Source organism: Priestia flexa (assembly GCF_021441905.1).
GTDB classification, from domain to species: Bacteria; Bacillota; Bacilli; order Bacillales; family Bacillaceae_H; genus Priestia; species Priestia flexa.
Genome location: NZ_CP090431.1, coordinates 1,254,744 through 1,274,578, shown reverse-complemented (window position 1 = coordinate 1,274,578; position 19,835 = coordinate 1,254,744). Strand labels below are relative to the sequence as shown.

General features: G+C 38.7%; 20 protein-coding genes and 2 pseudogenes. 6 read left to right on the top strand and 16 right to left on the bottom strand.

Translation table 11 applies throughout. From position 1 onward, the window contains the following. Positions 1-106: 106 nt before the first annotated feature. On the bottom strand, positions 107-541 hold the full coding sequence (locus LZP85_RS06470; protein ID WP_061785039.1) for a BrxA/BrxB family bacilliredoxin: 435 nt from the start codon (positions 539-541) through the stop codon (positions 107-109). A 210-nt stretch (positions 542-751) separates the two neighbouring features. On the opposite strand from LZP85_RS06470, the gene LZP85_RS06465 reads away from it, so the two are divergent. Further along, positions 752-1,609 carry a polysaccharide deacetylase family protein gene (locus LZP85_RS06465; protein ID WP_119543174.1) on the top strand — a complete coding sequence of 286 codons (858 nt, stop codon included), beginning with the start codon at positions 752-754 and terminating at the stop codon, positions 1,607-1,609. Positions 1,610-1,643: 34 nt separating this feature from the next. Here the strand turns inward: LZP85_RS06465 and LZP85_RS06460 are convergent, their stop codons facing one another. From LZP85_RS06460 to LZP85_RS06435, 6 genes are all read right to left on the bottom strand, one after another. Continuing rightward, on the bottom strand, positions 1,644-2,768 hold the full coding sequence (locus LZP85_RS06460; RefSeq protein WP_119543175.1) for a conserved virulence factor C family protein: 1,125 nt from the start codon (positions 2,766-2,768) through the stop codon (positions 1,644-1,646). A gap of 74 nt (positions 2,769-2,842) precedes the next feature. Beyond that, positions 2,843-4,741: an ABC-F family ATP-binding cassette domain-containing protein gene (locus LZP85_RS06455; protein ID WP_119543176.1), complete on the bottom strand. Its 1,899-nt coding sequence runs from the start codon at positions 4,739-4,741 to the stop codon at positions 2,843-2,845. After that, complete coding sequence (locus LZP85_RS06450; RefSeq protein ID WP_206782997.1) at positions 4,722-5,378, bottom strand: HD domain-containing protein; 657 nt, start codon at positions 5,376-5,378, stop codon at positions 4,722-4,724. The genes LZP85_RS06455 and LZP85_RS06450 overlap by 20 nt, the downstream gene beginning before the upstream one ends. A 107-nt stretch (positions 5,379-5,485) precedes the next feature. Continuing rightward, positions 5,486-5,962: a glutathione peroxidase gene (locus tag LZP85_RS06445; RefSeq protein WP_119543178.1), complete on the bottom strand. Its 477-nt coding sequence runs from the start codon at positions 5,960-5,962 to the stop codon at positions 5,486-5,488. 71 nt (positions 5,963-6,033) lie between these two features. Then, positions 6,034-6,570, bottom strand: a complete 537-nt coding sequence (locus LZP85_RS06440; RefSeq protein WP_119543179.1) for a hypothetical protein — start codon at positions 6,568-6,570, stop codon at positions 6,034-6,036. A gap of 122 nt (positions 6,571-6,692) precedes the next feature. Then, positions 6,693-8,381, bottom strand: a complete 1,689-nt coding sequence (locus LZP85_RS06435) for a formate--tetrahydrofolate ligase (protein ID WP_119543180.1) — start codon at positions 8,379-8,381, stop codon at positions 6,693-6,695. A gap of 325 nt (positions 8,382-8,706) precedes the next feature. Here LZP85_RS06435 and metA point away from each other — a divergent pair, with 325 nt between their 5' ends. Further along, on the top strand, positions 8,707-9,615 hold the full coding sequence (gene metA / locus LZP85_RS06430; RefSeq protein WP_061785042.1) for a homoserine O-acetyltransferase MetA: 909 nt from the start codon (positions 8,707-8,709) through the stop codon (positions 9,613-9,615). A 51-nt stretch (positions 9,616-9,666) separates the two neighbouring features. Here metA and LZP85_RS06425 read toward each other — a convergent pair whose 3' ends face one another. Beyond that, entirely contained in the window at positions 9,667-10,722 is a 1,056-nt protein-coding gene (locus LZP85_RS06425; RefSeq protein WP_119543181.1) for an N-acetylmuramoyl-L-alanine amidase, read from the bottom strand. A gap of 258 nt (positions 10,723-10,980) precedes the next feature. Here LZP85_RS06425 and LZP85_RS06420 point away from each other — a divergent pair, with 258 nt between their 5' ends. Continuing rightward, positions 10,981-11,142 carry a hypothetical protein gene (locus tag LZP85_RS06420; protein WP_169799841.1) on the top strand — a complete coding sequence of 54 codons (162 nt, stop codon included), beginning with the start codon at positions 10,981-10,983 and terminating at the stop codon, positions 11,140-11,142. Between the two features lie 93 nt (positions 11,143-11,235). Here LZP85_RS06420 and LZP85_RS20860 read toward each other — a convergent pair. Together LZP85_RS20860 and LZP85_RS06415 are read right to left on the bottom strand one after the other, a co-directional pair. Then, positions 11,236-11,487 (bottom strand): annotated as a pseudogene (locus LZP85_RS20860) (DUF4183 domain-containing protein); the annotation flags it as partial. Between the two features lie 125 nt (positions 11,488-11,612). Further along, the gene (locus LZP85_RS06415; protein WP_144593780.1) at positions 11,613-12,290 is read right to left on the bottom strand and encodes a class I SAM-dependent methyltransferase; all 678 of its coding nucleotides are present in this window, start codon (positions 12,288-12,290) and stop codon (positions 11,613-11,615) included. A 142-nt stretch (positions 12,291-12,432) separates the two neighbouring features. Here LZP85_RS06415 and LZP85_RS06410 point away from each other — a divergent pair, with 142 nt between their 5' ends. Then, positions 12,433-12,654 carry a DUF3892 domain-containing protein gene (locus tag LZP85_RS06410; RefSeq protein WP_061785045.1) on the top strand — a complete coding sequence of 74 codons (222 nt, stop codon included), beginning with the start codon at positions 12,433-12,435 and terminating at the stop codon, positions 12,652-12,654. A gap of 16 nt (positions 12,655-12,670) precedes the next feature. Beyond that, positions 12,671-12,817, top strand: coding sequence for a hypothetical protein (locus tag LZP85_RS06405; RefSeq protein WP_167556148.1), 147 nt, complete (start codon positions 12,671-12,673; stop codon positions 12,815-12,817). 144 nt (positions 12,818-12,961) lie between these two features. On the opposite strand, the gene LZP85_RS06400 is transcribed toward LZP85_RS06405, so the two are convergent. The 3 genes and pseudogenes from LZP85_RS06400 to LZP85_RS06390 form a co-directional block, all read right to left on the bottom strand. After that, the gene (locus LZP85_RS06400) at positions 12,962-14,191 is read right to left on the bottom strand and encodes an alpha/beta hydrolase (protein WP_226639468.1); all 1,230 of its coding nucleotides are present in this window, start codon (positions 14,189-14,191) and stop codon (positions 12,962-12,964) included. 73 nt (positions 14,192-14,264) lie between these two features. After that, positions 14,265-15,335, bottom strand: coding sequence for an ROK family transcriptional regulator (locus tag LZP85_RS06395; protein ID WP_234562089.1), 1,071 nt, complete (start codon positions 15,333-15,335; stop codon positions 14,265-14,267). Positions 15,336-15,414: 79 nt separating this feature from the next. Further along, positions 15,415-15,774 (bottom strand): annotated as a pseudogene (locus LZP85_RS06390) (carbohydrate ABC transporter permease); the annotation flags it as partial. Positions 15,775-15,795: 21 nt separating this feature from the next. Here LZP85_RS06390 and LZP85_RS06385 point away from each other — a divergent pair. Then, positions 15,796-16,110: a hypothetical protein gene (locus LZP85_RS06385; RefSeq protein ID WP_119544156.1), complete on the top strand. Its 315-nt coding sequence runs from the start codon at positions 15,796-15,798 to the stop codon at positions 16,108-16,110. 486 nt (positions 16,111-16,596) lie between these two features. Here the strand turns inward: LZP85_RS06385 and LZP85_RS06380 are convergent, their stop codons facing one another. The 3 genes from LZP85_RS06380 to LZP85_RS06370 all read right to left on the bottom strand — a co-directional run bounded on the left by LZP85_RS06380 (position 16,597) and on the right by LZP85_RS06370 (position 19,566). Continuing rightward, positions 16,597-17,472 (bottom strand): helix-turn-helix domain-containing protein, encoded by an 876-nt coding sequence (locus LZP85_RS06380; protein WP_119544157.1) that lies wholly within the window; start codon positions 17,470-17,472, stop codon positions 16,597-16,599. 262 nt (positions 17,473-17,734) lie between these two features. Then, positions 17,735-18,826: a bifunctional diaminohydroxyphosphoribosylaminopyrimidine deaminase/5-amino-6-(5-phosphoribosylamino)uracil reductase RibD gene (ribD, locus tag LZP85_RS06375; protein ID WP_025907675.1), complete on the bottom strand. Its 1,092-nt coding sequence runs from the start codon at positions 18,824-18,826 to the stop codon at positions 17,735-17,737. Further along, a complete protein-coding gene (locus LZP85_RS06370; protein WP_061785050.1) occupies positions 18,823-19,566 on the bottom strand; it encodes a GTP cyclohydrolase II in 744 nt (247 codons plus the stop codon). Before LZP85_RS06370 ends, ribD begins: the two co-directional genes overlap by 4 nt. Positions 19,567-19,835 lie beyond the last annotated feature (269 nt).

The window sequence follows — 19,835 nt, the reverse complement described above, 5'->3', positions numbered from 1 at the left end:
TACTCCTTTCCACCTAAGCTACATTATTTACGCAGAAGAAAAAGGATGCCTGAAGACATCCTTTTCGCGTCTTACATTATTCATCTACTTCGTAGCACGCTATAAATTAGCAGTGCTTGTTAAAACCGTCTAAAACATTTTCAAAAATGGCTTCTAATGATTGACCTTCAATTTCGTGACGTGGAATGAAGTGAACAACTTCTTTTCCTTTTAATAGAGCCATTGATGGAGAAGATGGTTCAATATCACCAAAATATTCTCTCATCTTTGCTGTTGCTTCTTTGTCTTGGCCAGCAAATACAGTAACCGCTTGATTCGGTTTATTTTCAGCATGTAAAAATGCTTGTGTTGCCGCAGGACGAGCTAACCCAGCAGCGCATCCGCATACGGAATTCACAACAACAAACGTTGTACCTTCTGCATTTTCCATAAATTCTGTTACCGCTTCTTCTGTTGTAAGCTCTTTATACCCAGCACGAGTTAACTCTTCACGCATCGGCTTAACAAGCTGACGCATATATTCTTCATATGCCATTGACATCGTAATCTTCCTCCTTACAATGATTCATCCACACATCATACTACAAATGCCAGGAAAAATCTAGCTAGAGCTCGGTTCAGTACCACATAAATTGAGAAGAAACAGCAATTACTAAAATTCGTTCAATTTTTGCCGTATTTTACTATTATTCTTCCATTTTTTATACTATAGTTATAGGTAGAAGTTTATACATAGAAAGGATTTTTTCAATTGAAACCGGCTTTACAGAAATCAAAACAATTTTACATTGGAATTAGCTTAGTACTACTCATTTTTCTTTTATTGGTGGCAATTGGCAAGTATACGAATGCACAAACAATGAGTGCAGCAGCAAAAGAACCCTTGGCTTACACACCAATGCCACAAAAAGAAAACGGTGTAAACTATGCAGGCAAGACGTTAAACACATTGCATCACAGCGCGTATTTAGCAAATACGCTAAACGATCGCAACGAACCGCTTACTAAACCAATTTTTATTACGTTTGATGACGGACCTAACAATGATACTCCAAAAATCTTAGATACTCTAAGAGACTACAACGTCAAAGCAACGTTCTTTTTATTAAAGAATCAAATTGACCGATATCCTGACATCGCTAAGCGCATTGTTGCTGAAGGGCATAGCGTCGGATGTCATGGAGTTTCACATGATATTCATCAGATGTACGGGCAAGATGGCGCTGCTTTAAACGAAATGACAACGTGCTTAAAAGCTCTTAAGGACGTGACTGGCGTTGATAGCAAGCTCATCCGCGTACCTTTTGGTAGCGTGCCGTACTTAAAGGAACCGCATAGAACACAGCTGACTTCTCGTTACCAGCTGTGGGACTGGAATATTGACAGTGAGGATTGGGCGCTACGCTCTGCGCCAAAAATCATTCAATCCATTGAGCCACACATTGAACACGTGAATGCAAGCGAACAAACACCGGTTATCTTATTTCACGATAAGCCTTTTACGGCACAGTCTTTGCCAACTATATTAACCTATTTACATTCTAATCATTATCAATCTATGACGATTAATAATACAATGAAACCATTGCAGTTTCCTTCTCACACATAAAAAAAGAGCATTCATCTGAATGCTCTTTTTTCTCTTACCCTTTACGACTTTCCGTCATTTGTTTCCAAACGGATCCTTTTGCTTCTTCTCCGCCTGCAATTCGTTCAATTGCTAGTTTAATTTGTAAATCAACCTCAAACTCTGGATCGTTTTCCGCTGCTTTTAAGGCTGACAAAGCTGTTTCGTCTCCTACTTCGTATAAAAACATTGCTGCTCTCCAGCGCACAAGCTTACTTTTATCTTGTAGCGCTTCACACATCGCCGCAATCCCTTCTTCAAACCCTAAATCTGACATACAGTCTCCTGCAGTACGACGAACCGTTACAGATTTATCTTTTAAAGCTTTATATAAGAATGGAAGGACTTCTTTCGATTCAATCATTCCAAGATAGACCGTTGCTAAGCGGCGGATGGATGCTTTTTCATCATCAAGCGCTTTGTTCAAAACGGGTAAATCCTCTTCTGTTGGATTCATTTGCTCTAAATGAGCATAACGAACTGTCCAATCTTCCTCATCTAACATTTCTTCTGTTACTTTATATGCTTCGCGTGGCTTTACAACTTGCTCTCCACTTTCCTCTTGCTTTGCAAGTTGGACAAGTCGATTCAAACGCTCCTCAGGATAAGCTGCTGATAATTCCTCTACAACATCTTCTCCAATTGCTTCTAGTTCACCGTAGCGAACTCCTTGCTCTTTCCATTTACGCTCCAATACAACGTTTGATGCAAATTGCTGAACTTCAGCAACCGCTTTTGCAAAACGATCTGGAAGCCCAAATCGCTTCTCTTCTGTTCCATCCGTTAACTTTACTTGCATAGGGACATTTTTAAACAGTTGAACAGCTACGCTCACTTCCCCGTAGTGCTCATTAATCTGCTGGTTTTCAGTCTCATCCTGTACGTCTTCTCCAAAAGCTGCGCGAACCTGAGGTAAAATTTGTTTCCAATCATATTTTGCATTACGCTCAACTGCCAAAAAATCAGCAACGTGATATACGCCTTTTACGCCTTCAACCTTCATGATTTCTTGAATAACCGCTGGGGCTTCATGACTATTATCTTTATGGTAGTTGTTGCTTTTTCCTCCAGGCAACACTTCATTTAAATTGATCTTCATTGTATTCGGACTTGGTGTGGGTTCAATAGATTTAATCTTCATACACTCATACTCCTCAATTTCATTTTTTTACATTGTAACATGCTCAAAAACAGAGGGTCTAATCACCTGCTTTTTTACGCATTTTCAATTTCTTCAATTAGTTCCGAAAGCTCCGTCCAGCGTTCTAGCAGCTCATTTAAATCATCGTTTGCTTGCTCTTGTTCCATCGATAAGGTATGGGCTTTGGAGTAATCACTTCCAGCTCGTTCAATTTCAGCTGTTAAGCGTTCAATCTCCTCTTCTTTGGCTGCAATTTTATCTTCAATTTCATCCCATTCTTTTTGCTCTTTATATGATAAGCGGCGCTTTTTCTGCTTTTCTTGTACTCTAGGCTTTTCTTCTTTCACTTTGGTCTCTTGCACTTGTTTTTGCTTTTGTCGTCTTGCTTCTTCCAGCTGATCCGTATAAGCACCGTAATAGGTTGAAATGACGCCGTCTCCTTCAAATACTAACAAGTAGTCAGCGACTTTATCTAAGAAATAGCGATCATGTGAAACAGTAATAACAACGCCTGGAAATTCCTCTAGATAGTCTTCTAGAACCGTTAACGTTTGTGTATCTAAATCATTGGTTGGCTCATCTAACAGCAACACGTTCGGTGAGGTCATTAAAAGCTTCAATAAATAAAGGCGACGACGTTCTCCACCTGAAAGCTTTCGAATAGGCGTTCCGTGTGTATGAGAAGGAAATAAAAAACGTTCAAGCATTTGCGAAGCTGAAATTACTTTTCCATCCGTCGTTTGGACGATTTCAGCTGACTCTTTGATATAATCTAGCATTCGGTTATTTAAGTCCATATCGTCACTTTCTTGCGTATAGTACGCAATTTTAACAGTTTGCCCACGATCAACCTCTCCGCTATCAGGTCCAATACGACCAGCAAGCATGTTTAAAAGCGTTGACTTCCCGCTTCCATTTTTACCGACAATCCCAATCCGATCTCCTTTTTTCACAATGTGAGTGAAATCGTTCAAGAGCATCTTACCTTCAAATGCTTTTGACACTTCTTTTAGTTCAACAACTTTTTTCCCTAAACGACTGCCTGCTAAACTTATATCCAGTCCCTCTTTTTCAGTACTTCCTACTTTTCCTTCAAGTTCTTCAAATCGTTGAATGCGCGCCTTTTGCTTCGTTGTTCGCGCCTTGGCACCACGTCGAATCCAAGCTAATTCATTACGGTATAAATTACTTAACTTGGATTGCGTTGCTTTTTCTTGCTCTTCACGAAGTGCTTTCCCTTCCAAAAACGCTCCATAATTTCCTTTGTAGCTGTATAAATTCCCACCATCTAATTCAAAGATGCGATTCGTAACGGCGTCTAAGAAGTAACGATCATGCGTTACGAGTAAAACGGCACCTTGATACTTCGCTAAATATTCTTCTAGCCATTTTACCGTTTCATAGTCCAAGTGGTTTGTCGGTTCATCTAAAATTAAAAGATCCGGCGTTTGAATTAAGCTTTGAGCAATGGAAACACGTTTTTTCTGACCACCAGATAATGCCCCAATTTTCTCTTGCATATTGGTAATACCAAGCTTCGTTAGAACGGCTTGGGCACTAGAGTTCGCTTCCCATGCGTTCATTGCATCCATCTTTTGCTGAAGATCATATAAATTCTGCTGCGCTTTTTCACTCGAAGCATCTTGCTGGAGCTCGTACAGCGCAAGCTCATATTGCTTTAATAGCTGAAGAAGCGGCGTATCACCGCTGAAGACCTGCTCTAGCACCGTAAGTTCAGGATTAAAATCCGGGTGTTGAGGCATATACGTAATGCGGTAATCCTTCGCGTGCATGACTTCGCCACCATCGGCTATTTCCAGTCCTGCAATAATTTTTAGCAACGTTGACTTTCCTGTACCGTTGACACCAATTAAGCCAATTCGTTCATTTTCAGTAATGGTAAAGGTTAAATGATTAAATAAGTTCTTTTCCCCATACGTTTTTGTTAATTCTTCAATCGTAATCATTTTCATTGTTATAATTCCACTCTTTCTTAAATTGTGCTAAAAAGCCAAGCATATAGTCATGACGTTCCTTTGCAATTGCTTTAGCTGTGTATGTATTCATTCCTTCGTACAACTTCAGTAGCTTTTCATAAAAATGGGCAACAGCCGTTGACTTTCCATTTCGATATTCTTGTTCCGACATCACGTCTCGAATCTTAATTGAAGGGTTGTATAAAGGTGTTCCTTTAGCTCCTGCATACATAAATGTTCGCGCGATACCCACTGCTCCAATTGCATCCAAGCGATCCGCATCTTGCACAACTTCTCCTTCTAACGTCGTCATTTCCGGACGGTTTCCACCTTTAAAAGACACTGTTTTTAAAATATGTATAATATGATGACAATCCTTTTCGCTAATCCCGTGAACAATCAGCCACTCTTCTACTTCTTTGTAAGCTTTATTAACATCAACCACTAGTTTATCATCTACAACATCATGAAATAAAGCAGCCAGTTCTACTACCTGTTTATTTCCACCTTCTTTTTCACATAGAATCATAGCTAAATTGCGCACGCGATTAATATGCTGCCAGTCGTGGCCCGTAGTGTCATGTGCGAGCTTCTCTTTCACAAATGCTTCTGCTTCTTTTATCGTTCGCTTCATTTTAGCCTCCTTATGAAACGCATTTATTCAATTCATTTTACCACAAAGAAGCTCAGGGTGTTTGAGTAACAAAAAAGCAGATGAACACTACGCTCACCTGCTTTGCCTTATATTAATTCTTCAATGTCTTTCTTTATATCTTTTGGTGAAGTTTGTGGCGCATAGCGCTTAATTACTTCTCCTTGACGGTTCACAAGAAATTTAGTGAAGTTCCATTTAATTGTTTTAGATCCAAACACACCGGGCGCCTCTTCAGCTAAGTATGTAAATAGAGGGTGTACATGTTCGCCTTTCACGTCCACTTTATCAAACATCGGAAAAGATACTCCGTAATTAAGTTCACAAAACTGTTCAATATCACCTGCGCTACCCGGCTCTTGACCACCAAACTGGTTACAAGGGAATCCAAGAATCTCTACGCCTTGGTCCTTCATCTCTTCATAAAGTGCTTGAAGCTCTTTATATTGCGGAGTAAATCCACACTTACTTGCTGTATTAACAATGACCAAAACTTTATCTTCGTATTGGGAAAGCGACACTTGTTCACCTTTAATCGTTTTTGCAGAATACTTATAAACTGACATACATTCGACCTCCATTTAGTAAAGTATCGTTCATACCTTTATTGTAATGTATGAGATGTCGTTTCAACAATTTATAAGCGCTTATCATGTGCTTGCTGGTCATAATAATTTTTCAACTGGTCCATTGTTTGGAGCATATAGTCAATCATCTCAATTAAATCGGCCACTTGGTCTTCATAAACAAAGCGGTTAAACATCACTTTTACTTCATTTTCATATTCGTTAGTGTCAATTTCATGAATCACTCGTTGTTCAATTACGCGATTCTCTCCCCAAACTCTTTCACACAGCGTGCGAATTTCATTGCAGTCTTCAATCGTATAAGCAACGGCTTGCTTAATATAAAAAGCAATAAATACCGTACAGCCTGGCTTTTCCTGACGAGACGGAGTTAACTCAGCATGGATGCTATCTAAATCCGTTGAAAGAGCCAAGGTTGTCGTACAGCACGAATGCTGCTGAAACGAAATACGATACGTCCTCGTAAACCGAGCTAAGTCCATTAAGTCTTCACGATTTACAACCGATACTTGCCCCGATAAATCTAAATCGTATATTTCCCCTTCCACAACCACTTTTAAATTATCAAATACAATTGGATCAAACATCGTTCCACTACTTTCTTTACAATAAAATAATTTATCCTTTACTTGTTCTAACCATTTCCTATGATAACATACGCTCTTTGGAAAAAATAAGAAAAAGACGATGCACCCATCGCCTTTTCCTATTAAAAGATTCCTACTGCTTGTCCGTTCTCGTCGACGTCCATATTTAGCGCTGCTGGTTTTTTCGGGAGGCCAGGCATCGTCATAATTGAACCTGTTAAAGCAACTAGAAAACCCGCACCGATCGATGGCTTAAACTCACGAATTGTGATGCGGAAGTTTTCAGGTCTTCCTAATAGTTCTTGATCATCACTTAGTGAATACTGTGTTTTCGCCATACAAATCGGTAAGTACGACCATCCGTATTGTTCAAACTGGGCAATTTGCTTGTGGGCTTTTGGAGAGAAATCTACGCCACTCGCTCCGTACACTACTTTTGCAATCGTTTCTACTTTTTCTTCAACTGTCGCTGATACATCATAAATCGGTGCAAAGTTTGACTCTTCTGTTTTCATGATTTGGAGAAGTTCTTTTGCTAAATCAATACCGCCAGCTCCACCTTTTTCCCACACTTCTGTGAGGGCTACTTTTACGCTGTTTTCTTCACACCAGCTCATAATCGTTTCAATTTCTCCTGTACTATCCGTAATGAAACGATTCACTGCCACGACGCACGGAACTCCAAATGCGCGAATTGTTTCAATATGCTTTTCTAAATTCTTCATGCCTTCTTGTAGCGCTTCAATATTTTCCTTACTTAACTCAGTTTTTGGAACGCCTCCGTGCATTTTCAATGCGCGGACGGTTGCAACAAGCACAACAGCTTCAGGCTTAATATCTGCCATTCGTGCTTTAATATTTAAGAACTTTTCTGCTCCTAAATCAGCTCCAAATCCTGCTTCTGTCACAACATAGTCACCTAATTTAGCCGCCATCTTCGTTGCAATCACGCTGTTGCACCCATGGGCAATATTAGCAAATGGACCGCCATGAATAAGAGCTGGCGTATGCTCTAACGTCTGGACGAGATTAGGCTTAATCGCATCTTTTAACAGAAGGGTCAGTGCTCCTTCCGAGTTTAAATCAGCGACCGTTACTGGCTCATTTTGATATGTATAACCAACTACAATGCGAGCTAATCGTTTTTTCAAATCTTGAACGCTTGTTGCCAAACAAAAAATGGCCATAATTTCTGATGCTACTGTAATATCGAAGCCATCTTCTCTTGGTACACCTTGAACTGGACCACCAAGCCCGACTACTACTTGACGAAGTGCACGATCATTTAAATCAACGACGCGCTTCCATGTTACTTTACGCGTATCAATTCCTAGCTCGTTACCTTGGTGAATATGATTGTCAATAATAGCTGATAGCGCATTGTTTGCTGTTGTAATGGCATGAAGGTCTCCCGTAAAATGAAGGTTGATGTCCTCCATCGGCACAACCTGAGCATAGCCACCTCCAGCTGCTCCTCCTTTAATTCCCATGACTGGACCTAAAGAAGGCTCACGCATGGCGATAATTGCTTTTTCATTCAGCTGTTGAAGGGCTTGTGCCAGTCCTACAGTTACCGTAGACTTCCCTTCACCCGCAGGGGTCGGATTAATGGCCGTCACCAAAATAACCTTGCCATCCTTTTGGTCTTTTAAGCGTTCCATAATGTCCAATGAAAGCTTTCCTTTATAATGGCCGTATGGCTCGAGCTCCTCTTCTAAAACACTTAGCTGAGCTGCAATATCCTTAATCGGTTTCATCTTTGCTTCTTGAGCGATTTGTAAATCACTTTTCACTTGTTTCTTGGTTGTCATGTTATCCTTCTCCTTTTTCATACAAATGAATGCACGCTCTTTTTACCATTAAAAGAACCTTATTTATGTATATTAGTCTTATCTAAGTATTACCTAGCACTTACTGTTGATATTGTATCATTTTTGGCTTAAATTACGAATAAGAAACTCTACTTTTTCGAAAATTCAGTTGATTAATATTCTGTATATTCATATAATAGTGTATTGTATATAGAAATGAAAATCGTCTTTGAAAAAACCATTCAAGAGATAAAAAAATCTGTGTGCTCACTATATATAGTGATTGATTGCACGTTATATTACGAAAAAACAGGAGGAAGTTTTATTGCCTATTAACATCCCGCGTGATCTACCAGCAAAAGAAATTTTAGAAAAAGAACGTATTTTTATCATGGATGATGTACGGGCATTTAATCAAGAAATTCGCCCTTTAAATATTGCGATTTTAAATTTAATGCCTGAAAAAGAAAAAACTGAAACACAGCTGCTTCGTCTGCTGGGTAACTCACCGTTACAAGTACATATTACGCTTCTGCACCCAGCAACCCATGAAGCGAAGACAACGAGTAAAAATCATTTGGAGCAGTTTTACAAAACCTTTAAGCAAATTAAACACCAAAAGTTTGATGGCATGATCATCACCGGTGCACCAATTGAACATATTCCATTTGAAGATGTGAATTACTGGTCGGAGCTCACTGAGATTATGGATTGGTGTAAGACAAACGTTACGTCAACGATGCATATCTGTTGGGGAGCTCAAGCTGGGTTATATCATCATTTTAACATTGATAAAAGACCGCTTGACGAAAAATGTACAGGTGTGTTCACCCATACTTCTCTTCAAGAGCCTATTAAGCTTCTGCGAGGGTTTGATGATCTCTTTTTCTCCCCTCATTCACGCAATACAGATGTGGACTTAAATGAAGTGAAAACTCACCCCGATCTAACGTTGCTATCACACTCAGAAGAAGCAGGTGTCTACTTAGTCATGTCAAAGGATGAAAAGTTCATTTTCGTAACAGGTCATCCTGAATATGATGTTCAGACGCTACAAGATGAGTTTATGCGGGACAAAACAAAAGGAATGGATGCAAAGTTGCCTGAGCACTATTTTCCAAATGATGATCCAACCCGTGCTCCGCTCAAAACGTGGCGCTCGCACGCAAATCTATTATTCATGAACTGGTTAAACTATTATGTTTACCAAGAAACGCCTTATGAGTGGAAATGAAAGAACCTGGTCACAAACAAAGCGGACTCTCTCTAGAGTCCGCTTATTTCTTTAAAATAATGCACGCCACGTATTTATACCAATGATTCCATCTACGGAAAGGCCTTTGCTACGCTGAAATGCTTTTACTGTACTTAACGTGTTGGTGCCAAAAATGCCGTCAATAGTGCCTGGATTATGGCCAGAAATATAAAGAGCGGCTTGTGCAATCCATGTTAAATTTCCACGAGCCCCTTGTACAATATTTACAACGGCATTCCTTGTATTACTCCCATAAATACCATCTACGGCTAAGCGAGCATTAAACTGCGTGTTCAGCTCAGACTGTAGACCTTTAATAAGCGCTGCTTTTGTATTAGGTCCATAAATGCCGTCTACAGCAATGCCTGTTTTATAGCGAGAATTTAACGTTTGTTGAATGGTACGAATAACAGTATCTCCCGAAGTTGAAGGTGGCGGAGCTGAAGGCTTTGGTGGTGTTGGCTGTGGTTTTGCAGGTGCTTTTGGCGGCGTTGGAACTGGTGTTGGTGTTGGCGTAGGTGCAGGTGTAGCCCCTGATTTTGCAGGCAACCTTAAAAAAGTTGCCATTCCTTTTGCATAGGCATAGGCTATATTCTGTAAAAACGATTCGTTTTTAAGCAAAGTCGCATCTGCAGCTCGGTCAATAAAAGCAATTTCAGTTAGAACAGCCGGCATATTTGTACGACGAAGCACGGCATAAGAGGCTGTTTTTTTCCCTCGGTTTGGATGGTTGTAACCGCCTATTACTTTCTTTACTTCATCATGTACTGCATTTCGCAACGAAACAGAGCTAACTCTTCGACCCGTATAAATATAATCTTCGTATCCTGTTCCACCTCCAGCGTTCACGTGAATAGACATAAATGCGTCTGCTCCCCATGCGTTTGCTCGACTTGCTCTTTCGCTTAGTGACAAAAACACATCCGTTGTACGCGTAGTGCGAATGGTAAACCCCGTATATTGATCATTAAAAAATTGAATCATGTATTGCTGAAGTTTTAATACTAAATTTTTTTCAAGCAGCCCACTTGACACGGCCCCTGAATCGTGACCACCATGTCCTGCATCAAGATAAATTTTTTTCATATCGCTTGTCTCCTCCCTATATTTAAATTATGCTGCATTCGCTTATAGCGACACGTACAGAAACCCACTTCAACTATTTTCTAAAAAAAGGAACGTAACCTGAGGTTTAATTTATGTAAATACAGAGTAAATACTATATAAAGAGACTTTTAACAGAATGATGTTAAATGAATCTGTTAATGATAAGCTGTATAGCTGTTTTATCAGCTCCTCATTCTACCTCAGAAGTCTTTACTGAAACGTTAGGGAGTTTTTAAAATGATTACAAAAAAAGAAGCGTTTCTATTTCATCATGAGTTAAATCGGTTGCTGGCAGATTATCGTAATTGTTCAAATTCAAGCATTCGAGATGAGATTTACAAAGATATTCTGTTAATAACGAACGTCATCCACGAGTTTAAAGAAAAAAGCTTGCATTAGATACAGAGATTGATTCTTTCCTTTTATATAGTTGAACACACATCAAAAAGGGAGTAACATTTGTTACTCCTTCTTTGGTGTACTGCATATTCCTTACGTACTAATGGTTGTATCAACATCTAAGTTTGTGGTGGAAGTAGACGTTGAGGTCACGTCTGCGAAATCATCAAGCTCTAATACCACTGGAACACCAACGGGTACAGGTGCACTGATTGTTACCTGGGCAGGAGTAATAACGCTTAATCCTGCTTGTTGGAGTACTCCGTTGATATAAACGTTATATACATTATCTGCTGCGGGTGTAGGTAGTGCTGCAACGGGATCTCCATTATCATCTAAAAAGGAAGCAACGGAAAATGAGGTCGACTTTCTTTCGTGAGTTCATGTCTTTTTTGCTCCACGTTCATCCCTCTTTAATCTGACAGTCTTACTTCATTGGTATGTTGAGCTACATTTGGTTTATGTGTTTTTTACATTTTTTTCAATATAAACAACCATAAAAAGCTTAATGACTGCTTCAACTCAGAAGACAATGTTACAAGTGTTTCTTGGTTTACTCCTTTTTTATATACGCCTTCACCATCTATAATCTCCCAACCATTTTCAGAAGCAAGCTGTTGAAACTCCCACGGCATCATCGTATTACAAATGACGTTCTCTCCGTACAGACGACGATAGCTATTGGTCCTTGGTTGTGCTGTTGGTCCTAATATTCCTACACATGCATGACCTCCAGACTTCACCACTCGTTTGATTTCATTTAATGCTACTAACGGCTGTTCTGTCCATTCGAGGACATTAATGACGACTACAGCATCTGCTAAATCATCATCAAAAGGAAGATCCATAACGTCTGCTGCTTTAAATGTCGCAACGTGCTCATGCAATTCTTTTGCTTTTTCAACCATCTCTGTTGATAAATCGACTCCAAGTGCTTTGTACCCCGCTTGTGCTAACAGCCTCGTTCCGTACCCATCTCCACATCCAATATCTATGACGGTACCATCTTTCTTAACATGCTGTTGAACTAAAGGGATAACTCCTTTTCTACTCCCGTTTTTCCACATATTTTCACTTTTTTGATTCCAGAATGAAACTTTTTGATTCCACTGTGAATGTGCTTCCTGATGCCAGTTAAATGTTGTCATGTATGTACCTCCTACTTTAATTTATTGTTATGTTATTCGTGATAAAAGCTTCTTTACCTTTTAAAAGGAATAAAACTCTACAGTTTAGCCATGATAAAAATGTGTAGGTTTCTTCATAATCATAACTAAGAAGGTGAAAAACATGGATCAATTTGTTGCCGTTCGCAAAGATGATAAAGGAAACTTAACTGAATTTAAAACACAAAGTGGTCAGATACTGAACTACGAGGAAGCCATGAAGCGTGTCGCCTCCGGTGAAATTGAACACGTTACGACGTTTATTGGAAAAGACGGCGATACATATATTCGCAGCGTACCTGACCATGATAAAACAAACAACTTAGATTCGTTACCAACTTTTTAAAAGGAGAATGATTATTATGACAAAGAAAAACAATAAAGGTAGTGCAAATCAAAGCAACCCAAAAACTCAGCATCAAATGGTTGAAATGGGCGAAGAAATTACGAGCGGAGATAATTCAAAAGGAAATAAGCGTAACAAAGATCAAAATAGCAAAACAAATTAATAGGACATAAAAAGCAAGGATCCAAACGGACCCTTGCTTTTTACAACCAACTTTTTACTGTGAACTTTTTATGAAGTGGATGTGTAATCATTATACGATGATGAATCGGAGCACCATAATCGTCAACTTCTCCTTTGCCATCATCTAAGTAAAGACGAAAACCAATCCAGTATCAATAGGTAGTATAAACTGATTATAGAAATGGTGAGAATCCACCTTCTTAAGAGGTAAATCGGCGTAAACCCTTAATGCATCTAACAATGCATCTTTGCTGTTCACTTGAATGGAAACGGGCACTCTATCAGATAGGTAATCTACGATTTCAATTTCTTTTGAGCTTACTATTCCTTCACTCTGAAACTGAACAACGGTTTTGCCCACAGACTTAGGGATAATCGTTCCATCTTTCGCAATTGAAACGATGCGTTCATTCTCAACTTGATATTCTCCTTGAAGGTCAGTTACTTTCACACCATTGCTGAATGTTTTTACTGCATTTAAAGAACATACTTTTTCGTTTAAACCAAAGCTTGAGCGTCCTTTTAATTCCACAGCAGCTAGTTTCATCTCCTTACCAAAAAAGTATAGCAGTGGCATATGAACTCTCGCTTCCCAATCTGCTTCTGTATGGGAAGCGGCATCATCTTGATAGTAAGCTACCTCTTCACCATGCTGATATCCGCATGCTAATAGTTTGTTTGCTATATCTTTTACATGTCCTATACGAATTAAAAGCCCTTCATATTGACCAACATCAATCCAGATTTTCTTATGATTTGCTTTTTGAGCTGGAACATTCACTTGACTAAATTCTTGTAGTGTATGAGGATTAACATAATAAAAGTATGGAGACAAAATGGCAAGCATGCTAAACACATCCGGCCTCTTTAATCCAATATGATACGTGATGGCTCCACCTCTAGAAGATCCCATTAACGCCGTATACTTTGCTTCCTTTTTCGTCCGGAACTGTTCATCGATAAAAGGTTTAACTTCATCAATGATAAATTTCTCGTAAAGCTCTCCTTTCGGTTGAATGCAAGCAAGAGCTGGAGGGACTTGCAAACTATCTTCATTGAGCGTATGAAAGCTATATTCATTCGCTCGCTCTTCTTTCATATTTTCAATTCCAACAATAATAATTTCTTGCATTTTCCCCTGCTCAACAAGTCTATTTACCACATGATGAACGTTCCATGATTGGCCGTTAAAGGCTGGATGAAAAATATTTTGACCATCATGCATATAGAGCACAGGATACGTGGTATTTTGTGCTTGTTCATAGCTAGGTGGTAAATAAACATACAAATTACGTTCGTTCTGCAAATGAATAGATTTAAAATTTGAAATTTCAACAATTGAATGCTCACTCAAACTAATTCACCCTTTATATTAATTCATTAAATTAAATAATATATTTAAAAGAAAAGAGCGCTTTTCACACCCTTTATACTTGTTTTTGATACACGCTATACCATAACGCTAAGCTACCGGCACCAATAATCTCGACATATTCTCCAAGTTCGGATGAAATAACTTCTACTTCCTCCTTACGAGCTAAGAAAGATCGCTCATTCACTTCCTGTTTAATAATTGACGTTAGATCAACGCCAGCAAGGGTTAATGGACCAGACACAACAATTTTTTTAAGGTGAACCATATTCACAAACGAAGCCAGAACGACCGCTATTCGCTCAGCTGCTTTTTCAACAACGCGCCTAGCTTTACCTTCTTGATTGGCTACTCGCTGTAGCACTTCTTGGATATCTTGTGCCTGTAGTTCTTCTACAATGGCTTGCTCTGATGCATATTGATTGAGACAGCCGCTGCTTCCGCACCAACATGGCTTTCCATCTGGCAGGTATGTCATATGGCCGAACTCACCTGCTCCTGTTAACCCACTGCGATATAATTCGCTTTTCAACACTAAGCTTGCTCCGATACGATATCCAAGGTACAAACACATAAAATCAGCAACTTGCTTTCCTTGTCCAAACATCTTTTCTGCTAAAGCTAAGGCACTTACGTTATTATCAAAATAAATAGGAAGCTTTAACTTCTGCTTTAGATATTGCACAATGGGCACATCAGGCCAACCAATTATATCGTTTCCTAAAAGCTTACCTTCTTTCAAATCAACTGCTCCCAATGAGCCGATCCCGATGCTCGCTACGTCTACTTCTTGCGTATTAATATACTCACTAATTCTACGTGCCACAAACTCTAAATACTCTTCCTGGTTAAAATCTGCTGGAACAGGAACCGCTTGAATATTACGCGTCTCTCCTTTTAGGTTTACTAACCCCACTCGGATTGTCTCCATACTAATGTGAACTCCAATTGTCCAATAAGCATCGCCTTGTAAATCCAACGCGATGGATTTTCGCCCTACTCGCTTTGTTCCTTCTTGAACATCTCCGCGCTCAATGATAAAGCCTTCCTGGATCAATTCAGCTGTAATATAAGTAATTGTTGCTGGTGTTAGCTGTGTAATCTCAGCAATTTTCTGTCTCGACATCGGTCCGTTTTGCAGCAAAACTCTGAGTACCAATGACTGATTTAACTGTTTTGTTCGCGCTGTATTTTGACCTTTTAATACCATTAAATAAATAGATGACGTTAAAGTTATTAAAGTTGCTTGTAAACTGCGTAATCATTATCGGAGCAGTTGTAAATAAAATAATCGGAAGCGTAATATGACGAAACTTTTGCCATAAAGATGCTCCATCAATCGTTGCTGCTTCATACAGCTCTTCTGGTATAGATTGAAGAACACCTGTAATCATAACAAATACAAAAGGAAACCCAACCCACCACTGAATGAATATTAGCGCCACTTTCGTCCAAAGCGGTTCAGTAAGCCACGGAATTGGATCGATACCAAGAAACGCTAAAATATCGTTATTAATTGCACCGAACGTTTCATTAAACATCCCGCTAAAAATAAGAGTGGAGATGACCCCTTATGCCGTAAGTGTATGGAATGGGATGAAAACAAACAGGACCTTGAATTATTTCATTTTGTTCAAAAACTTATTTCACTTCGTCAACAAAGCCCAGCTTTCTCCAAGGGAGAATTCTCGTTCCATGCTATAAATGAGTCTCTTGTAAGCTATCGCAAAACGCTTGGTGATGAAGAGCTACTCATTATCATTAATCCAACAAACCGTTCATTAAAGGTTAAATTTCCTACTTCATTTGCTGACAGCATTGATTTATGGACAAATAAGCACGTATCAAACGATTTGATGTTAAACGAAAATGAATTTGTGATTATGCGTAAAATGAAATAACCGAAATGGCCATGATGATAGTCATGGCTTTTCGGTTATTTTTGAATATTTAACTTTTATAGACTTCACCTTAATTAACGAGAACAACAAAAAACAAGCCCAACCAAGAACAGGTTGGGCTTAATTCATACATTTATTTCATAGAGGGGGTCTACTGAAAAAAGCTCTACAGCGGACTTATTATTGTGATATTGAGAAAATCGTTATAATCAATGTTGGTTCGGTAACCCTAAAGTTGTTACTTGACTTTCCTGAGTTACTGCACCAACTGATGCTACACCTGCCACCAATGTAAATGCTAATGTTAATCCTACTAATAATTTTTTCATAGATATTTCCTCCCCTTATTGTGATTAATGTTAGTGTAGCATAAGATTTTTTTCGTGAATTTGATGATATGGGCGAATATACCTGTTTAAACGGGCTTATTCTTCTAATTCGCTTTATTTTCTCAATAATTATAATAATAGGAATATTTTTGTTTTTTTATACGAAAAGTTCATTAATTTCACTTTTCACTAACTCCGTGAACTTTTCATTCCTTTGTAACTGGAAGATATGGACGGATTTCTCTAAGTATTCTTTCCCTTGCTTAACTCTTCCAAGCTTTATTAAGTTTTCACCAGTTTGGTAGTGAAGTTCACCAAATAAATACATGGACTCATTGGTTATGCAAAGATCGATTCCTCTACTGCTGTAGGTAATCGACTCTTCGTACTGTTTCATATCAGCTAATGTTTTCGATAATCCATATAAAATACGAACCTTCAGCATCTCTTGACGAATTTGTGGAAGTGCCGTTATATGCTTTAGCGCTTGTCTATATAGTTCTTCTGCATTTTCATATTCTTTTTCTTCATGATAAATGATAGCTACGCTGTTTAAAATCTCAATTTCTTTTTCTTTATAAAACGTCTTCGACTGTTTGGTATAGTCAATCGCTTCGTATAAAAGACTGAATGCTTTCTCTTTTTGCTTATGCAAGTAATACGTACAAATTCCTTCATGCCACGTTAAAAACTGCTTATTTAGCGTTGTTTGAAACAATGGACTTTCTTTTTCCTTCTTTATAATATGGTCAATCGCCTCATAGTCTCTTTGGCGAATATATTGACGGATAAGTGATTTTACTGCATCCACATAATCTAATCGGGGAGACTCAACTGTATCAAAAAAATAGTTTACATCTACGCCCAATCGCTTTGATAGCTTATACAGCGTAATGCTAGAAGGATACTCTTCACCATTTTCAATTTTGCTAATCTGCGCTTGGGTACAAATATCTTTTGCTAATTCTTGTTGAGTTAGCTCCGCCATTTTTCGAAGTTCTCTCATGACACGCCCAATTCTGTACTCTCTCATCTCATTCCTCACCCTTATATAAAATTTCAACCAATAGTATGTGTTTCTCTTTTTCTTAAGCAAATTCCTTTATCTAAAGACATAAAATCCGCTTTCCAAGACGTTTATAGGTCCTTGTATCAAAATAAACGATAAAACACAATATAAGTTTCGCAAATTTCAAAAAAATAAGCTACTGACTGTCGAAACCATACATAAAAAACCTGCATCTTGCTGTTAAAATACGCCTAACAGCTAAGATGCAGGTTATAAGAGCCAGCTTTTATTCATAGATTGGATACGCGCTAAATTTATAATCTCTGCCCAGTTGTGTTACGGTAACATGCTCAAACTCTAGTGCGTCTGACATTTTCTCAGCACCCTTTCCTTCCACAAAAGTAGGGGCATCTTCACCTCCAGCAATCTTTGGTGCCACGTAAAGCTCGAGCTTATTAATTAGCTGTTGTTCAATAAAGGATGCGTTCACTTGTCCTCCACCTTCAATTAAAAGAGAAGAAACCGAATGCTCACCCACTATTTCAAGCATTTGAGATAAGTTCACATGCTTTTCACCGCTTGTGACAAAGACTTTTACACCTTGTTCTTCAAGAGATTTTCTTTTTCTATCATCATAATTACTCGTTGTAAAAATCCACGTTGGTGCTTGTTTATCCGTCACTACTTTTGCGTCCAGCGGCGTTCTTAGCTTTGAATCCAACACGATGCGAATTGGATTGCGACCACCTTCAAGACGAGTTGTTAATGATGGATTATCTTCAATAACTGTTTGAACACCGACTAGAATTGCACCTGTTTCGTGACGAAGTTGATGAACATCTTTTCTAGCATCTTCTGACGTAATCCATTTGCTGTGAGAAGACGCCGTTGCAATTTTGCCATCTAGCGTAATGGCAGATTTTAAAATAACAAACGGCTTTTTTACCGTAATGAAGTGATTAAACACCTCGTTCATTTGACGAGATGCTTCTTCACATATCCCCACTTCAACTTCAATGCCCGCATTCTTTAAAATACTTACTCCTCGTCCTGCCACAAGTGGGTTTGGGTCAAGCGTAGCAATGACGACTTTTGACACTTCTGCTCGAACAAGCGCTTCTGCGCAAGGACCGGTGCGACCATGGTGGGAACACGGTTCTAACGTAACATATGCCGTGCTTCCCTTTGCTAACTCACCGGCCATATTTAAAGCATGAATTTCAGCATGAGGACCCCCCGCTTTTAAATGCGTACCAATTCCTACAATACGGTTATCATTTACAATCACGCATCCAACAAGTGGATTAGGGTCCGTTTGCCCTTTTGTAGCCTTTGCATTTTGAATTGCAATGTTCATGTAAAATTCGTGACTAATCAAACCAGTACCTCCTCACCTAAGTGACCGGAGCGCTGCACTTTTGTTTGAAGATATTTTTCATTAAACTCTGATACGTCTCCCCAAAGTGGAATACGGCCAGATAATGAAGCACCGTTCTCTTCTAATGCCGTAAGCTTTTTTGGGTTATTTGTAATTAAAATAACCGGCTTTCTACGAATCTGCTTTAGCACGCTGATTGCTTCTTTATATTGACGAGTATCATCAGCGAACCCTAACTCTTCGTTCGCTTCAACCGTATCAAACCCATTTTCTTGAAGCACGTAAGCCATCGCTTTACTAAATAAGCCAATTCCTCTTCCTTCATGATTTGCTAAATAAAATAAGGCACCCGCTCCGTTTTCTGTAATCATCTTCATGGATTGTTTCAACTGGAATCCGCAGTCGCAACGCTTGCTTCCAAAAATATCACCTGTATGACAAATACTGTGCATGCGAATTAATGCTTGATCCGCTTCTTTAAAGTCTCCATATACAAGTACGCTAGACTGCTGTAAATCAGCTAAATTAGCAGAATTCATCTGTTCAACCAGCTCTTCTAAGCTAAGTTCTCCTTGTTCCACATCATCCGAACGTAACCAAGAATACCATTGAAAGATTTTAGTTTCTCCTTCTAAGTTAACCGGTAAACGAATGGGTCCTACAACGTATATATAATGATCTTGATTATTAATGACATTTACTTTATCTTTTAGTGCATCTATCACTTTTTCATTTAACATATTGGTTCCTCCTGACAATCACATTACATTCTTATTTTAAACTAATTAATGTCATCCTTCCAATTTGGATGCTTTACATTCCATTTACTTACTTTTTGTAAGTTGATTTCATTATAAAAGTTACATTTATATTTGTAAATCATTTTATCTCAAAGTAAATAATTTGAACACTATTTATTACGCGTCAATGTGCTATATATAATTTTACAAGGGTAAGGAAACGAAAGAAAAGCACAGCGAACAATTTCTTCACTGTGCTTTTTTAAGCT

Excerpts from the sequence above, each read along its gene's own strand:
- LZP85_RS06395 (WP_234562089.1), bottom strand. The coding sequence starts at position 15,335 with ATGTCGAGACAGAAAATTGCTGAGATTACACAGCTAACACCAGCAACA.
- LZP85_RS06415 (WP_144593780.1), bottom strand. The coding sequence starts at position 12,290 with ATGACAACATTTAACTGGCATCAGGAAGCACATTCACAGTGGAATCAA.
- LZP85_RS06380 (WP_119544157.1), bottom strand. The coding sequence starts at position 17,472 with ATGAGAGAGTACAGAATTGGGCGTGTCATGAGAGAACTTCGAAAAATG.
- LZP85_RS06435 (WP_119543180.1), bottom strand. The coding sequence starts at position 8,381 with ATGACAACCAAGAAACAAGTGAAAAGTGATTTACAAATCGCTCAAGAA.
- LZP85_RS06460 (WP_119543175.1), bottom strand. The coding sequence starts at position 2,768 with ATGAAGATTAAATCTATTGAACCCACACCAAGTCCGAATACAATGAAG.
- LZP85_RS06445 (WP_119543178.1), bottom strand. The coding sequence starts at position 5,962 with ATGTCAGTTTATAAGTATTCTGCAAAAACGATTAAAGGTGAACAAGTG.
- LZP85_RS06410 (WP_061785045.1), top strand. The coding sequence starts at position 12,433 with ATGGATCAATTTGTTGCCGTTCGCAAAGATGATAAAGGAAACTTAACT.
- LZP85_RS06385 (WP_119544156.1), top strand. The coding sequence starts at position 15,796 with ATGGAATGGGATGAAAACAAACAGGACCTTGAATTATTTCATTTTGTT.
- LZP85_RS06425 (WP_119543181.1), bottom strand. The coding sequence starts at position 10,722 with ATGAAAAAAATTTATCTTGATGCAGGACATGGTGGTCACGATTCAGGG.
- LZP85_RS06450 (WP_206782997.1), bottom strand. The coding sequence starts at position 5,378 with ATGAAGCGAACGATAAAAGAAGCAGAAGCATTTGTGAAAGAGAAGCTC.
- LZP85_RS06420 (WP_169799841.1), top strand. The coding sequence starts at position 10,981 with ATGATTACAAAAAAAGAAGCGTTTCTATTTCATCATGAGTTAAATCGG.
- LZP85_RS06455 (WP_119543176.1), bottom strand. The coding sequence starts at position 4,741 with ATGAAAATGATTACGATTGAAGAATTAACAAAAACGTATGGGGAAAAG.
- LZP85_RS06440 (WP_119543179.1), bottom strand. The coding sequence starts at position 6,570 with ATGTTTGATCCAATTGTATTTGATAATTTAAAAGTGGTTGTGGAAGGG.
- LZP85_RS06370 (WP_061785050.1), bottom strand. The coding sequence starts at position 19,566 with ATGTTAAATGAAAAAGTGATAGATGCACTAAAAGATAAAGTAAATGTC.
- LZP85_RS06405 (WP_167556148.1), top strand. The coding sequence starts at position 12,671 with ATGACAAAGAAAAACAATAAAGGTAGTGCAAATCAAAGCAACCCAAAA.
- LZP85_RS06470 (WP_061785039.1), bottom strand. The coding sequence starts at position 541 with ATGTCAATGGCATATGAAGAATATATGCGTCAGCTTGTTAAGCCGATG.